Source organism: Micromonospora okii, assembly GCF_020884795.1.
GTDB classification, from domain to species: domain Bacteria; phylum Actinomycetota; class Actinomycetes; order Mycobacteriales; family Micromonosporaceae; genus Micromonospora; species Micromonospora okii.
Genome location: NZ_BBZF01000012.1, coordinates 468,958 through 483,384, shown reverse-complemented (window position 1 = coordinate 483,384; position 14,427 = coordinate 468,958). Strand labels below are relative to the sequence as shown.

The 14,427-nt window shown below is 72.8% G+C and carries 10 protein-coding genes; 7 read left to right on the top strand and 3 right to left on the bottom strand.

All coding sequences use genetic code 11. From position 1 onward, the window contains the following. Positions 1 to 86: 86 nt before the first annotated feature. On the bottom strand, positions 87 to 524 hold the full coding sequence (locus tag LPU43_RS01500) for a cytidine deaminase family protein (RefSeq protein ID WP_229398043.1): 438 nt from the start codon (positions 522 to 524) through the stop codon (positions 87 to 89). A 121-nt stretch (positions 525 to 645) separates the two neighbouring features. Here LPU43_RS01500 and hrpA point away from each other — a divergent pair, with 121 nt between their 5' ends. Next, positions 646 to 4,638, top strand: a complete 3,993-nt coding sequence (gene hrpA / locus LPU43_RS01495) for an ATP-dependent RNA helicase HrpA (RefSeq protein ID WP_229398041.1) — start codon at positions 646 to 648, stop codon at positions 4,636 to 4,638. A 24-nt stretch (positions 4,639 to 4,662) separates the two neighbouring features. On the opposite strand, the gene rfbB is transcribed toward hrpA, so the two are convergent. Continuing rightward, positions 4,663 to 5,703 carry a dTDP-glucose 4,6-dehydratase gene (rfbB, locus tag LPU43_RS01490; RefSeq protein WP_229398039.1) on the bottom strand — a complete coding sequence of 347 codons (1,041 nt, stop codon included), beginning with the start codon at positions 5,701 to 5,703 and terminating at the stop codon, positions 4,663 to 4,665. 179 nt (positions 5,704 to 5,882) lie between these two features. Continuing rightward, entirely contained in the window at positions 5,883 to 6,818 is a 936-nt protein-coding gene (locus LPU43_RS01485) for a LysR family transcriptional regulator (protein ID WP_229398607.1), read from the bottom strand. 72 nt (positions 6,819 to 6,890) lie between these two features. Between LPU43_RS01485 and LPU43_RS01480 the strand changes: the two genes are divergently transcribed. The 6 genes from LPU43_RS01480 to LPU43_RS01455 all read left to right on the top strand — a co-directional run bounded on the left by LPU43_RS01480 (position 6,891) and on the right by LPU43_RS01455 (position 14,371). Then, complete coding sequence (locus LPU43_RS01480) at positions 6,891 to 7,580, top strand: succinate dehydrogenase cytochrome b subunit (protein ID WP_255684261.1); 690 nt, start codon at positions 6,891 to 6,893, stop codon at positions 7,578 to 7,580. 1 nt (position 7,581) lies between these two features. Beyond that, on the top strand, positions 7,582 to 9,519 hold the full coding sequence (locus LPU43_RS01475; protein WP_229398038.1) for a fumarate reductase/succinate dehydrogenase flavoprotein subunit: 1,938 nt from the start codon (positions 7,582 to 7,584) through the stop codon (positions 9,517 to 9,519). Further along, entirely contained in the window at positions 9,516 to 10,277 is a 762-nt protein-coding gene (locus LPU43_RS01470) for a succinate dehydrogenase/fumarate reductase iron-sulfur subunit (protein WP_229398036.1), read from the top strand. The genes LPU43_RS01475 and LPU43_RS01470 overlap by 4 nt, the downstream gene beginning before the upstream one ends. 587 nt (positions 10,278 to 10,864) lie before the next feature. Further along, positions 10,865 to 12,049: a zinc-dependent alcohol dehydrogenase gene (locus LPU43_RS01465; RefSeq protein WP_229398034.1), complete on the top strand. Its 1,185-nt coding sequence runs from the start codon at positions 10,865 to 10,867 to the stop codon at positions 12,047 to 12,049. Positions 12,050 to 12,125: 76 nt separating this feature from the next. Further along, positions 12,126 to 13,133 (top strand): serine hydrolase, encoded by a 1,008-nt coding sequence (locus tag LPU43_RS01460; protein ID WP_229398032.1) that lies wholly within the window; start codon positions 12,126 to 12,128, stop codon positions 13,131 to 13,133. A 101-nt stretch (positions 13,134 to 13,234) separates the two neighbouring features. Then, complete coding sequence (locus LPU43_RS01455) at positions 13,235 to 14,371, top strand: MBL fold metallo-hydrolase (protein ID WP_229398030.1); 1,137 nt, start codon at positions 13,235 to 13,237, stop codon at positions 14,369 to 14,371. Positions 14,372 to 14,427 lie beyond the last annotated feature (56 nt).

Below are 14,427 nucleotides of genomic sequence, written 5' to 3'. Positions count from 1 at the left end.
CCAACTGACGGTCACGCCGTGTAGCGGAAAGGAGTTGCGGCGGGACGGCTGTGCCCGCAGGCGTGGGGGCGATCGTCCGAGGCGAGTCAGCCGGCCGGCTCGGGCCGGGGCGCCGGCAGCGTGACGGGGGCGGCTGCCTGGTGGTCGGCCCAGACGTACTCCTCGGGCAGCAGCTCGGCGACGGGCACCACGCGCAGCGCGTCCGCCGGACCGACGATCACCCGGATCGAGGGGAAGTAGTCGAGGAGCACCTGTCGGCACCGGCCGCACGGCGGGAGGACGCCCCGCCCCCGGTCCCCCACCGCCACGATGGTCTCCAGCTCCCCCGCGCCCTGCGTGGCGGCGGCGCCGAGGGCCACCACCTCGGCGCACGGCCCGCCGGTGAAGTGGTAGACGTTCACGCCGGTGAAGACCCGGCCGTCGACGCTGCGGACGGCGGCGGCGACGGTGTGGTTCTCGCTGCGGCAGCGCAGCTTCGCCACCGCCGTGGCGGCCTGCACGAGCGCCCGGTCGGTGTCTCGCATGGTCATTCCTGGGCCCCCGTGGTCGTGTCGGTCGGCGGTCAACTCTAGACCCCGGCCGGCGGGCGGGACCTCCGTAACCGGGGGGCGGTTCGGCCGGCGGCTGCCTATCCTTGGCGACGACATGCAGAATCCAGCCGTACCCGCCGCGCCCGACACCGTCCGTGAGCTGCACCGCCGCCTGCCCAGCCTGATGTTCCGCGACCAGCGCCGCATCGGGCGGCGGCTCGACGGCGTGCGCCGGCTGCGCGACCCGCAGCGGCGCGAGGCCGCGCTCGCCGAGATCGCCGCCGACGTGGCGCGGGCCGAGCAGCGGCTCGCCGAGCGCCGGGCGGCGGTGCCGGTGGTCACGTACCCGGCCGGGCTGCCGGTCAGCGAGCGGAAGGACGATCTGGCGGCGGCGATCCGCGACCACCAGGTGGTGATCGTGGCCGGCGAGACGGGCTCCGGCAAGACCACCCAGCTTCCCAAGATCTGCCTGGAGCTGGGGCGCGGGGTGCACGGGCTGATCGGGCACACCCAGCCCCGGCGGCTGGCCGCCCGGACGGTGGCCGACCGGATCGCCGAGGAGCTGGGCACCGAGCTGGGCGACGTGGTCGGCTTCAAGGTCCGCTTCAGCGACCAGGTGAGCGACCGCAGCCTGGTCAAGCTGATGACCGACGGCATCCTGCTCGCCGAGTTGCAGACCGACCGGATGCTGCGCCAGTACGACACGCTGATCATCGACGAGGCGCACGAGCGCAGCCTCAACGTCGACTTCATCCTGGGGTACCTGCGGCAGCTCCTCCCCCGCCGCCCCGACCTCAAGGTGGTCATCACCTCGGCGACCATCGAGACGGACCGGTTCGCGAAGCACTTCGCGGACGCCGAGGGCAGGCCCGCGCCGGTGGTCGAGGTGTCGGGGCGGACGTACCCGGTGGAGGTGCGGTACCGGCCGCTGGTCGAGGTCAGCGAGAGCGAGGACGAGGGCGACGACGGGGAGAACGTCCGCGACCAGGTGCAGGCGATCGGCGACGCGGTCGAGGAGCTGGCCGCCGAGGGGCCGGGCGACATCCTGGTCTTCCTCTCCGGCGAGCGGGAGATCCGCGACACCGCCGACGCGCTGGGCAAGCTGGTGCAGAACAAGCGCTCGCTGCTGGGCACCGAGATCCTGCCGCTGTACGCCCGGCTGTCGGCCGCCGAGCAGCACCGGGTGTTCGCCCCGCACTCCGGTCGCCGGGTGGTGCTGGCCACCAACGTGGCGGAGACGTCGCTGACCGTCCCCGGCATCAAGTACGTGGTGGACCCGGGCACCGCCCGGATCTCCCGCTACTCCAGCCGGCTGAAGGTGCAGCGGCTGCCCATCGAGCCCGTGTCGCAGGCGTCGGCCAACCAGCGCAAGGGCCGCTGCGGGCGCACCTCGGACGGCATCTGCATCCGCCTCTACGACGAGCAGGACTTTCTCTCCCGCCCCGAGTTCACCGACCCGGAGATCCTGCGCACCAACCTGGCCTCGGTCATCCTCCAGATGACGTCGATCGGGCTGGGCGACGTCGCGGCGTTCCCGTTCATCGACCCGCCGGACCGGCGCAACATCACCGACGGCGTGAACCTGCTGCACGAGCTGGGCGCGCTCGACCCGGCCGAGGCCGACCCGGCGAAGCGGCTCACCGCGCTGGGCCGGCGGCTGGCCCAGCTCCCGGTGGACCCACGGCTGGCCCGGATGGTGCTGGAGGGTGAGCGCAACGGCTGCGCCACCGAGGTCGTGGTGATCGCCGCCGCGCTGTCGATCCAGGACCCGCGCGAGCGGCCGGCGGAGAAGCAGGCCCAGGCCGACCAGGCGCACGCCCGGTTCGCGGACAAGGAATCGGACTTCGTCGCGTACCTGAACCTGTGGCGGTACCTGCGGGAGCAGCAGCGGGCCCTGTCGTCCAGCGCGTTCCGCCGGATGTGCAAGGCGGAGTACCTCAACTACCTGCGGGTGCGCGAGTGGCAGGACATCGTCGCCCAGCTCCGCCAGGTGCTGCGCACCCCGGACGGGGGCGACGGGCGGCGCGGCCCGGCGGCGGACCTGCCGGAGGAGATCGATACCCCGAAGGTCCACCAGTCGCTGCTGCCCGGCCTGCTGTCCCACGTCGGGCTCAAGGACGCGCAGAAGCACGAGTACCTGGGGGCGCGGGGGGCGAAGTTCGCCCTGTTCCCCGGGTCGGCGCTGTTCAAGAAGCCGCCGCGCTGGGTGATGGCCGCCGAGCTGGTGGAGACCTCCCGGCTGTGGGGTCGGGTGGCCGGGCGGGTCGAGCCGGAGTGGGTGGAGCCGCTCGCCCAGCACCTCGTCAAGCGCAGCTACAGCGAGCCGCACTGGGAGAAGAAGCAGGCGGCGGTGCTGGCGTACGAGAAGGTCACCCTGTACGGCGTCCCGCTGGTCACCGCCCGGAAGGTCAACTTCGGTCGGATCGACCCGGCGCTGTCGCGGGAGTTGTTCATCCGGCACGCGCTGGTCGAGGGCGACTGGTCCACGCACCACCAGTTCTGGGGGGACAACCGGAAGCTGCTCGCCGAGATCGAGGAGTTGGAGAACCGGGCCCGGCGGCGGGACATCCTGGTCGACGACGAGACGATCTTCGCCTTCTACGACGAGCGGATCCCCGCCGACGTGGTCTCCGGCCGGCACTTCGACGCCTGGTGGAAGAAGGAGCGGCGGCAGCAGCCCGACCTGCTGACCTTCACCCGGGAACTGCTGGTCAACGCCGGTCGGGGCGGCGTCGACGAGACCGACTACCCGGACGAGTGGCGGGCCGACGGGGTCACCCTGCCGCTGACGTACACGTTCGACCCGGGCACCCCCACCGACGGGGTGACCGTGGACATCCCGCTGCCGCTACTCAACCAGGTGCCGGCGGAGAGCTTCGACTGGCAGGTGCCCGGCCTGCGCGAGGAGCTGGTGATCGCGCTGATCCGGTCGCTGCCCAAGGCGGTCCGGCGAAACTTCGTCCCGGTCCCCGACTACGCGCGGGCCGCGCTCGCGGCGATCACCCCCGGGCAGGAGCCGCTGCTGGACGCGCTGGCCCGCCAGCTCCGCCGGATGACCGGGGTGACCGTGCCCCGGGACGCCTGGGCGCCGGAGAAGCTCCCCGACCACCTGCGGGTCAGCTTCCGGGTGCTCGACGAGGAGAACAAGCCGGTCGCCGAGGGCAAGGACCTGCCGGCCCTGCAACGCCAGCTCCGCCAGGAGGTACGCCAGGTGGTGGCGGCCGCCGCGCCGGACGTGGCCCGCACCGGGCTGACCGAGTGGAGCATCGGCACGCTGCCGCGCACCATCGAGCAGGTCCGCGCCGGGTACGCGGTGACGGCGTACCCGGCGCTGGTCGACGAGGGCGCGACGGTCGGGGTGAAGGTCTTCGACTCCGAGGCCGAGCAGGCCGCCGCCCACTGGGCGGGCACGCGCCGGCTGCTGCGGCTGACCGTGCCGTCGCCGGCGAAGTTCCTACAGGGGCGGCTCTCCAACGAGGCGAAGCTGGCGCTGAGCCGCAACCCGCACGGCGGGGTGCAGGAGCTGATCGCCGACGCGGCCGGGGCGGCGATCGACAAGCTGGTCGCCGACGCGGGCGGCCCGGCCTGGGACGCCGAGGGCTTCGCCGCGCTGCGTGACCGGGTCCGCGCCGACCTGGTGGACACCGTGGTCGAGGTGATGGGCCGGGTGCGGCAGGTGCTCGCCGCCGCGTACGCCGTCGAGCAGCGGCTCGGCAAGACCCAGAACCTGGCCGTGGTGGCGGCCCTGGCCGACGTCCGGGCGCAGCTCTCCGGCCTGGTGCACGCCGGCTTCGTCACCGAGACGGGGTACGCCCGCCTGCCGGACCTGCTGCGCTACCTGACCGCGATCGAGCGGCGGCTGGACCGGCTGCCGGGCAACCCGCAGCGGGACCGCCAGCAGCAGGACCGGGTCGCCGCCGTGCAGAAGGAGTACGCCGACCTGCTCGCCGCGTTGCCGCCGAGCCGGCGCGGCTCGGCGGCGGTGCGGCAGATCCGCTGGATGATCGAGGAGCTGCGGGTGAACGTGTTCGCGCAGGCGCTGGGCACCCCGTACCCGGTCTCGGAGCAGCGGATCTACCGGGCGATGGACGACGCCGAGGGGCGCTGACCCGGCTCCGGCCGGCGGGCCGGGTCAGTGCACCGGGGCGGGGACCGCGCGGCCGACCGGGAGGCCCCGCACGGAGTTGGTCAGCGGCCCGACCTGGGCCTCCGGGTACGCGTGCGCCCACCAGGCCCGGTTCTCCCGGTACCAGTGGAAGACCTCGGTCAGCCCGTCGACGAACCGGATCCGCGGCTCGAAGCCCAGCTCGTCGGAGATCTTGGTGTAGTCGAGCGAGTAGCGCTGGTCCTGCACCTTGCGGTCGGCGACGTACCGCACCCGGTCCCAGCCGGCCCCGGCGATGAGCAGGATCTTCTCGGCCAGCGCCCGGTTGGTCAGCTCGACGTCGCCGCCGATGTTGTAGACCTCGCCGGCGCGCCCCTTGGCCAGCACCAGCGCGATGGCCCGGCAGTGGTCGTCGACGTGCAGCCACTCGCGCACCGCGCCGCCGTCGCCGTGCAGGGTGACGTCCCCGCCGGTGAGCAGGCTGGTGACGAAGCGCGGGATGACCTTCTCCACGTGCTGGTACGGGCCGTAGTTGTTGGCGCAGCGGGTGATCGACACGTCGACGTCGTAGGTGCGCCAGTACGAGCGGACGACGCAGTCGCTGGCCGCCTTCGACGCCGCGTACGGGGAGTTGGGCTCCAGCACGCAGCGCTCGGTCCACGAGCCGTCGGTGATCGACCCGTACACCTCGTCGGTGGAGACGTGCACGACGCGGCCTACGTTGGCGCGGGCGCAGGCGGCCATCAGATGGTGTGAGCCCATCACGTTCGTCTCGAAGAACGGGGCGGGGTCGTCGATGGAGCGGTCCACGTGGGACTCGGCGGCGAAGTGCACCACCGCGTCGTGGCCGGGCACCACGTCGGCGAGCAGCGCGCGGTCGCAGATGTCGCCGCGCACGAAGACCAGCCGCGGGTGGTTGGCCGGCAGGTTGTTCCGGTCACTGGCGTAGGTCAGCTTGTCGACCACCGTGACGTGGCAGTCCTCGAAGCCGACGTACCGCCCGTTGAGCAGGCTCCGGGCGAAGTGCGACCCGATGAAGCCGGCACCGCCGGTAACCAGGATCCTCATGTGGTGGCCTCCCTGCCACGCGAGCCCGCGCGGTCGACTCTTCCTCCGCAGGCCGACGGGCGTCGCGCCTGCGCAAGGCTTCACCATAAGTGACCAAGAGGGCCAACGAGCCGTATACCACTCGCTTAAGGACTATTTAACCCAGACGGACATAATCGGGCGGCCGAGGCGCGGATCGTTCAGCAGGGCTCCACGCCGGGCGGCAGGTCGCCCCGCTCGATCGCCGTGCGCACGTACTCCATCAGGATGCGGCGCAGCTCGCGCCCGGCGTGGGTGGGCACGGCGTCACGGCGTCGGGCCACCGCGATGGTGCGGCGCACCCCGGGCGGGGCCAGCCGGGTGACCCGGACGCCGGGGCGGCGGGCCACCACCATGCCCGGCACCAGCGCCACCCCCAGCCCCGCCTCGACGAACCCGAGGACGGCGTCCATCTCGCCGCCGTCGACGGAGAGGGTCGGCTCGAAGCCGGCGTCCCGGCACGCCTGGAGGGTGGCGTCGCGCAGGTCGTACCCCTCGCGGAACATGACGAGGGGCTGGTCGCGCAGGTCGGTGACGCGCAGTTCGCCGGCCGGCGAGGTGCCGGGCACCTCGCCGAGGGAGGCCACGACGAGGCTCTCCCGCAGGATCTCCTCGGCGCGCAGCCCGGGGTCGGCGCCCTGGGCGGGCATGATGATCAGCGCGAGGTCCAGGTCGCCGCGGAGCAGGTGGCGCACGAGGTCCTGCGAGCCGCTCTCCTCCACCCGCAGGTCGACGGCGGGGTGGGCGTCGCGGAACCGGCGCAGCACGGGCGGGGCGAGCGAGGTGGCCAGGCTGGGGGTCGCGCCGAGCCGGACCCGGCCGCGCCGCAGCCCGACCAGCTCCTGCACCTCGCGGGTGGCGGTGTCGACGTCGGCGAGGATGCGCCGGGCCAGCGGGAGCAGCACCTCCCCGGCGGCGGTGAGGGTGATGTTTCCCCTTACCCGCTCGAACAGCGGGGCCCCGAGGTCGGTCTCCAGGGCGTGAACTTGCTTACTCAATGAGGGCTGGGTTATGCCGACGATGTCGGCGGCTTGGGTGAAATGTCGCACTTCTGCTACCGCAACGAAGTACCGAAGCTGATGTAACTGCACCTGAATAGCCTACGGCTATCAAGACTGCGACTTCGATGCATTGGACGACTGATCCCAGGTGCTCCTAGCGTCGGCCGAGTGGTACTCACGAAAACTCGGTCGCCCATCCGCTCCAACGTCGGCCTGAAGGCCGTCATGGCGGTGACGGGCATCCTCCTTGTGCTGTTCCTGATCGCGCACATGCTCGGCAACCTGAAGATCTTCACCGGCGAGACGGCGTTCGACCACTACGCGCACTGGCTGCGCGGCCTCGGCACGCCGCTGCTGCCGGAGACGTGGTTCCTGTGGATCCAGCGCACGGTGCTGCTGGCTGCCGTGCTGGGCCACATCGTCGCCGCCACCGTGCTCGCCGTACGCGCCCGCGCCGCCCGCCCGGTCAGGTACGCCCACCGCAAGGCGGTGCGCGGCAGCTACGCGGCCCGCACGATGCGCTGGGGTGGGGTGATCATCCTGCTCTTCGTGATCTACCACATCCTGGACCTGACGACCGGCCACCTGAACCCCCAGGGCGACTCGGCCAACCCGTACGGCAACGTGGTCGCCGACTTCGCCCCGGAGCGCTGGTACGTCACGCTCTTCTACACCCTGGCGATCGTGGCGCTCGGCTTCCACCTGCGCCACGGCGCGTTCAGCGCGTTCCGCAGCCTCGGCCAGCAGACCCCGGGGGGCGAGCGCCGGGCGCGCGCCGCCGCGCTGGTCTTCGCCGTCGTGCTCTGCGTCGGCTACCTCGTGGTCCCGTTCGCCGTACTCACCGGATTGGTGGCCTGACATGGATCTGTTCACCGAGGGCGACCCGATCGCCGACACGAAGGCCCCCGACGGCCCGGTCGAGACCCGCTGGGACCGCCGCCGCTTCGACGCCAAGCTGGTCAACCCGGCCAACCGCCGCAGGATGACCGTGATCGTGGTCGGCACCGGCCTGGCCGGCGGCTCGGCGGCGGCCACGCTCGCCGAGCAGGGCTACCGGGTCAGGTCGTACTGCTACCAGGACAGCCCGCGCCGGGCCCACTCCATCGCCGCGCAGGGCGGCATCAACGCGGCGAAGAACTACCGCAACGACGGCGACTCGGTGCACCGGCTGTTCTACGACACCGTCAAGGGCGGCGACTTCCGCTCCCGCGAGTCCAACGTGCACCGGCTGGCCGAGGTGTCGGTCAACATCATCGACCAGTGCGTCGCGCAGGGCGTGCCGTTCGCCCGCGAGTACGGCGGCCTGCTCGACACCCGTTCCTTCGGCGGCGCGCAGGTGCAGCGCACCTTCTACGCCCGGGGGCAGACGGGCCAGCAACTGCTGCTCGGGGCGTACCAGGCCCTGGAGCGGCAGATCGGCCTCGGCAACGTGGAGATGAACGAGCGCCACGAGATGCTGGAGCTGGTCGTCGTCGACGGCCGGGCCCGGGGCATCGTGGTCCGGGACATGGTCACCGGCGAGATCAGCACCGAGATGGCCGACGCGGTGGTGCTCGCCTCCGGCGGGTACGGCAACGTCTTCTACCTCTCCACCAACGCCAAGGGCTGCAACGTCACCGCCACCTGGCGGGCGCACCGCAAGGGCGCGTACTTCGCCAACCCCTGCTACACCCAGATCCACCCCACCTGCATCCCGGTCTCCGGCGACCACCAGTCGAAGCTGACGCTGATGAGCGAGTCGCTGCGCAACGACGGCCGGGTGTGGGTGCCGAAGGCCAAGGGCGACGACCGGGCCCCCCGGGACATCCCCGAGGACGAGCGGGACTACTACCTGGAGCGGATCTACCCCTCGTTCGGCAACCTGGTGCCCCGGGACATCGCCTCCCGGGCCGCGAAGAACGTCTGCGACGAGGGGCGGGGCGTCGGCCCGACCAAGCTCGGCGTCTACCTCGACTTCGCCGACGCCATCACCCGGCTCGGCCGCAAGGCCATCGAGGCCAAGTACGGCAATCTCTTCGAGATGTACGAGCGGATCACCGGCGAGGACCCGTACGAGGTGCCGATGCGGATCTACCCCGCCGTGCACTACACGATGGGCGGCCTCTGGGTCGACTACGACCTCCAGTCGACCATCCCCGGCCTGTTCGTGATCGGCGAGGCGAACTTCTCCGACCACGGCGCGAACCGGCTCGGCGCCTCCGCGCTGATGCAGGGCCTCGCCGACGGCTACTTCGTGCTTCCCGCCACCATCGCCAACTACCTGGCGTCTGGGGCGCTGGAGAAGGTCGACGCCGGGCACCCGGCGGCCGTCGAGGCGCGCGCCGAGGTGGAGGACCGCATCCGGCGGCTGCTGGCCGTCGACGGCGACCGGACGGTCGACTCGTTCCACCGCGAGCTGGGCCAGATCATGTGGGAGCACTGCGGGATGGAGCGCAGCGAGGCCGGGCTGCGCAAGGCGATCGACGAGATCCGGGCGCTGCGCCAGGAGTTCTGGAAGCGGGTCCGCGTCCCGGGCAGCGGCGAGGGGCTCAACCAGTCGCTGGAGAAGGCCGGCCGGGTGGCCGACTTCTTCGAGCTGGCCGAGCTGATGTGCATCGACGCCCTGCACCGCGAGGAGTCCTGCGGCGGCCACTTCCGGGCCGAGCACCAGACCCCGGACGGGGAGGCGCAGCGCGACGACGACCGGTTCGCCTACGTGGCGGCCTGGGAGTACACCGGCGACGGCGAGCCGGTCGTGCTGCACAAGGAAGACCTGAAGTTCGAATACGTGCACCCGACGCAGCGGAGCTACAAGTGAACCTGACCCTGCGCATCTGGCGCCAGTCCGGCCCTCAGGACAAGGGTCGGATGGTGGCCTACCAGGTCGACGACGTCTCCCCGGATATGTCGTTCCTGGAGATGCTCGACGTGCTCAACGAGCGACTCATCCTCTCCGGCGAGGAGCCGGTGGCCTTCGACCACGACTGCCGCGAGGGCATCTGCGGCATGTGCGGCCTGATGATCAACGGCGAGGCGCACGGCCCGCAGCGCGGCACCACCGCCTGCCAGCTGCACATGCGGCAGTTCTCCGACGGCGACACGATCGACATCGAGCCGTGGCGGGCCCGGGCCTTCCCGGTCGTCAAGGACCTGGTGGTCAACCGGGGCGCCTTCGACAAGATCATCGCCGCCGGCGGGTACATCACCGCGCCGACCGGCAGCGCGCCGGAGGCGCACGCCACCCCGGTGGCCAAGGCCGACGCGGACGCCGCCTTCGAGGCGGCGGCCTGCATCGCCTGCGGCGCCTGCGTGGCGGCCTGCCCGAACGGCTCGGGGATGCTCTTCACCGCCGCCAAGCTCACCCAGCTCTCCCTGCTGCCCCAGGGCCAGCCGGAGCGGTACACGCGGGTGATCGGCATGGTCGACGCCCACGACGAGGCGGGCTTCGGCGGCTGCACCAACGCCGGCGAGTGCACGGCGGTCTGCCCGAAGGGCATCCCGCTGAACACCATCGGCCGGCTCAACCGCGACTACCTCAAGGCCACCGCCAAGGGCGCCGGCACCCCGGGCTCCTGACCCGATCCACCTACCGCCCACCACCGACCGCCGCGCCCCACCGGGGCCGGCGGTCGGTGCGTCTCAACGCGCCCGACCGAAGGGATACGGCCGGGGACGCTCCTCGGGGGCGCGGCCGGGGGAATGCCACCTGCCGTCCCTTTGGAGCTGAGTCGTTAACGACATCGCGGTCGTCGGCAGCATCGCGGTCGTTGGCGGTCGCGGTCGTTGGCGGTCGCGGTCGTTGGCGGTCGCGGTCGTCGGCGACTTCGCGCGCAGCACGTCGACCGCAATCAGCCCACCGCCCGCCCCAGCGGGCGTCACCGCTGTTCCGCTCAGTCGGCGACCATTCGGCGTGGGCCGTCCCGCACGCCGTTCCGCAACAGCCGTTCCGGCTTCTCCGCACGCTTGAGTCGTTCACGCCATCAGCTCCAAAGGGGCCGGCAGACATCCGGGTCGCCGGGCCAGGCCGGGACCGGGGCAGGTCAGGGCAAGGGCAGGTCAGGGCACGGGCAGGGCGGGGCCTGGGCAGGGCGGCCGGTTCAAGCACCGCAACGCGGGTAGCAGCTCCCGCAGGACACGACGAGGTGAACAAGGGGACGGACGAGATGAAGGCACTGACGTGGCAGGGCAAGCGGGACGTCCGGGTCGAGGAGGTACCGGACCCGCGTATCGAGGAGCCGACGGACGCGATCATCCGGATGACCTCGACCGCGATCTGCGGGTCCGACCTGCACCTGTACGAGGTGCTCGGGCCGTACCTGAAGCCGGGCGACATCCTGGGCCACGAGCCGATGGGGATCGTCGAGGAGGTCGGGGCCGGGGTGACCCGGCTCAAGCCCGGCGACCGGGTGGTGGTCCCGTTCAACATCGCCTGCGGTTCCTGCTGGATGTGCGACCGGCAGCTCTACGCCCAGTGCGAGACCACCCAGGTCACGTCGCAGGGCAAGGGCGCGGCGCTGTTCGGCTACACCTCGCTGTACGGCTCCGTGCCGGGCGGGCAGGCCGAGTACCTGCGGGTGCCGCACGCCCAGTTCGGGCCGGTCAAGGTGCCGTCGATCGGCCCGGACGAGCGCTGGCTGTACCTGTCGGACATCCTGCCGACCGCGTGGCAGGCGGTGAAGTACGCCGACACCCCGCGCGGCGGCACCCTCGCGGTCTTCGGGCTCGGCCCGGTCGGGCAGTTCTGTGCCCGGATCGGCCGGTACCTCGGCGCGGAGCGGGTGATCGGCCTGGACCTGGTGCCCGAGCGGCTGGAGATGGCCCGCCGGCACGGCATCGAGACGCTCGACGTCAGCCAGCTCGACGACGTGCCGGGCGCCCTGATCGACCTGGTCGACGGGCGCGGCCCGGACGCCGTGATCGACGCGGTCGGCATGGAGGCGCACGGCTCCGCCTCCGGCAGGCTGGCCCAGACCGCCGCCGGCCTGCTGCCGGACAAGCTGGCCCAGTCGATGATCGACAAGGCCGGCGTGGACCGGCTGACCGTGCTGAAGGCCGCCCTCAAGGGCGTCCGCCGGGGCGGCACCGTGTCGATCTCCGGGGTGTACGGCGGCGAAACCGACCCGCTGCCGCTGATGGAGATGTTCGACCGGGGCGTGCAGGTGCGGATGGGGCAGTGCCACGTGCGCCGCTGGACCGACGAGATCCTTCCCGTGCTCTCCGGCGACGACGACCCGCTGGGCGTGGAGGACCTGCGCACCCACCGGGTGCCGCTGGCCGAGGCGGCGAAGGCGTACGAGATGTTCCAGAAGAAGGAGGACGGCTGCGTCAAGGTCGTGCTCGCTCCGTGACTCACGCGGTCACCGAAGTCGATCTCTTCCCCTAGGGTGGCGGATGGATGATCCCCCTCACCGACGGGAGAGACGAGTGACGATCAGGGCGAACCGCAGGGTCGCGTTGGGGCTCGGCACCGTGGCCACCGCCGGCACGGTGCTCGGCGCGGGCGCGTCGGCCTCCGCCGCTCCGCGCCCGCGCCGGCCGGCCACCGCGTCGGAGGCGGCGAGCCGGGTGGCGGCCACCTACGCCCAGGAGTCCGCCCGCGCCGGCGGCGCCTGGCGGGGGTACGTGAGCGTCGCCGACGCGTCCGGCGCCCCGCTGGTGGCCGTCGCCGACGAGGCGGACGCCCGGATCGAGGCGTACAGCGTGAACAAGGTCGCGGTGGCCACGGCGGTGCTGGACAAGGTCGACCGGGGGCTGCTCACGCTCGCCCAGCGGGTCGACGTGACGGCGTCGATCGTGGTGCCCGGCGGGGACGGGATCTTCAGCCTGGACGGCGCGTACCCGAGCAGCGTCACCCTCGGGCACGCGCTGGCGGCCCTGCTCACCGTCTCCGACGACACCGCCGTGCGGCTCTGCGGCCTGGTCTGCCCGGCCGCCGAGCTGAACCAGATCCTGGTGGCGAAGGGCTTCCCGAACACGCAGGTGCAGCCGGTGGCCAACCCGAACCGGTTCTTCCTCGGCACCAGCACCCCCCGGGAGACGCACGACCTGCTGCGGGCGCTGGTCGCCGGCACGCTGCTGTCGGTGTCCTCGACGGCGTTCCTGCTCGGCCTGCTGCGCTCCCCCATCGCGTTCACCGACGGGGTCCGGCGGGAGATGTCCTCGGCGCAGCGGGCCCGGATCGCCACCAAGGCGGGCTGGTTCGGCGACGCCCGGCACGAGGCCGGGGTGATCTTCGACGCGGCCGGCGCGGCGGTGCTGACGTACGCCCTCTTCGCCGACGGCCAGGCCGACGCGGACAACTTCGGCGCGACCCACCCGGCGGTCCGGGCCCGGGCCCGGATGGGTCGCGGCTTCCTGGCCGCCGTCGACGGGTTGGGCGGCGCCGGGCCCGTCCACCGGGCGGCGGAGCGGCGGCCGAGCAACGGCGGCTGACCCGGCCCGCACCCGCGCGGTCGGGCCGCCGGAGGCCCGGCGCGCGGGTGCGGCGGCGGACTACGGTGTACTGGCGGGCACCGGCGGAGGGAGGACGGCGCATGGGGGCACCGGCGGAGCGGGCCGCGCGGCGGGCCGTCGCGCTGCGGCTGGGCGGCGTGGCGGGGCTGGCCGCGCTGGCCGGCCTGGCCTGGGTGGCGCGGGACGTGCCGGCGGCGCTCGGCGGGCGGCTGACCGGGGCCCGCGCGGAGCGGGCGGCCCGCTCGCCGCAGTTCCGCGACGGCGCCTTCCACAACCGGGCGGCCACCCGGACGATGGCCAACCCGCCCGACCGCAGCCTGATCCGGGAGCTGATCTTCGGCAAGCAGCGGCGGCGGCCCCGAGCGGCCGTCCCGCTGCTGCGCCCGGCCGAGGCGCCCGCCGCCGAGCGACAGCTCGACATCGTCTGGTACGGCCACGCGTCGGCGCTGATCGAGATCGAGGGGCGGCGGGTGCTGGTCGACCCGGTCTGGAGCGACCGCTGCTCGCCGTCGGCCGTGGTCGGCCCCCGGCGGCTGCACGCGCCCCCGGTCGGCCTCGACGAGCTGCCCCCCGTGGACGCGATCCTGATCTCCCACGACCACTACGACCACCTCGACATGGCCACCGTGCAGGCGCTGACCGCCCGGCAGTCGGCGCCCTTCCTGGTGCCGCTGGGCGTCGGCGCGCACCTCGACCGGTGGGGCGTGCCGGCGCACCGCATCGTCGAGCTGGACTGGTCGGCCAGCCACCGGGTGAACGGGCTGACGATCACCGCCACCGCCGCCCAGCACTTCTCCGGGCGGGGGCTGCGCCGCGACGGCACGCTCTGGAGCTCCTGGGTGGTGGCCGGGGCGCACCGGAAGGTCTTCTACACCGGCGACTCCGGCTACTTCGACGGGTACGCCGAGATCGGCGCCGAGCACGGGCCGTTCGACGCGACGCTGATGCAGATCGGCGCGTACGACGTGGCGTGGCCGACCATCCACATGTTCCCCGAGGAGGCCGTCGCCGCCCACCTCGACCTGCGCGGCGGGCTCCTCGTGCCGGTGCACTGGGCGACGTTCAACCTGGCCCTGCACGACTGGTCGGAGCCGGTGGACCGGCTCTGGGCCGAGGCGAAGGCCCGCGACGTCCGGCTGGCCGTGCCCCGCCCCGGCGAGCGGCTGGTGGTCGACGACCCGCCCGCCGTCGACGGCTGGTGGCAGGCCGTGGCCTGACCGGGCGGCGCGCCGACCGGTCCCGAAGGTCCGCTTCGGGGCGGTTCACCTGGTAG

What these genes read in the sequence shown, in the direction of transcription:
- hrpA (WP_229398041.1), top strand. Translation starts at nt 646, where the DNA reads ATGCAGAATCCAGCCGTACCCGCCGCGCCCGACACCGTCCGTGAGCTG.
- rfbB (WP_229398039.1), bottom strand. Translation starts at nt 5,703, where the DNA reads ATGAGGATCCTGGTTACCGGCGGTGCCGGCTTCATCGGGTCGCACTTC.
- LPU43_RS01465 (WP_229398034.1), top strand. Translation starts at nt 10,865, where the DNA reads ATGAAGGCACTGACGTGGCAGGGCAAGCGGGACGTCCGGGTCGAGGAG.
- LPU43_RS01475 (WP_229398038.1), top strand. Translation starts at nt 7,582, where the DNA reads ATGGATCTGTTCACCGAGGGCGACCCGATCGCCGACACGAAGGCCCCC.
- LPU43_RS01455 (WP_229398030.1), top strand. Translation starts at nt 13,235, where the DNA reads ATGGGGGCACCGGCGGAGCGGGCCGCGCGGCGGGCCGTCGCGCTGCGG.
- LPU43_RS01500 (WP_229398043.1), bottom strand. Translation starts at nt 524, where the DNA reads ATGCGAGACACCGACCGGGCGCTCGTGCAGGCCGCCACGGCGGTGGCG.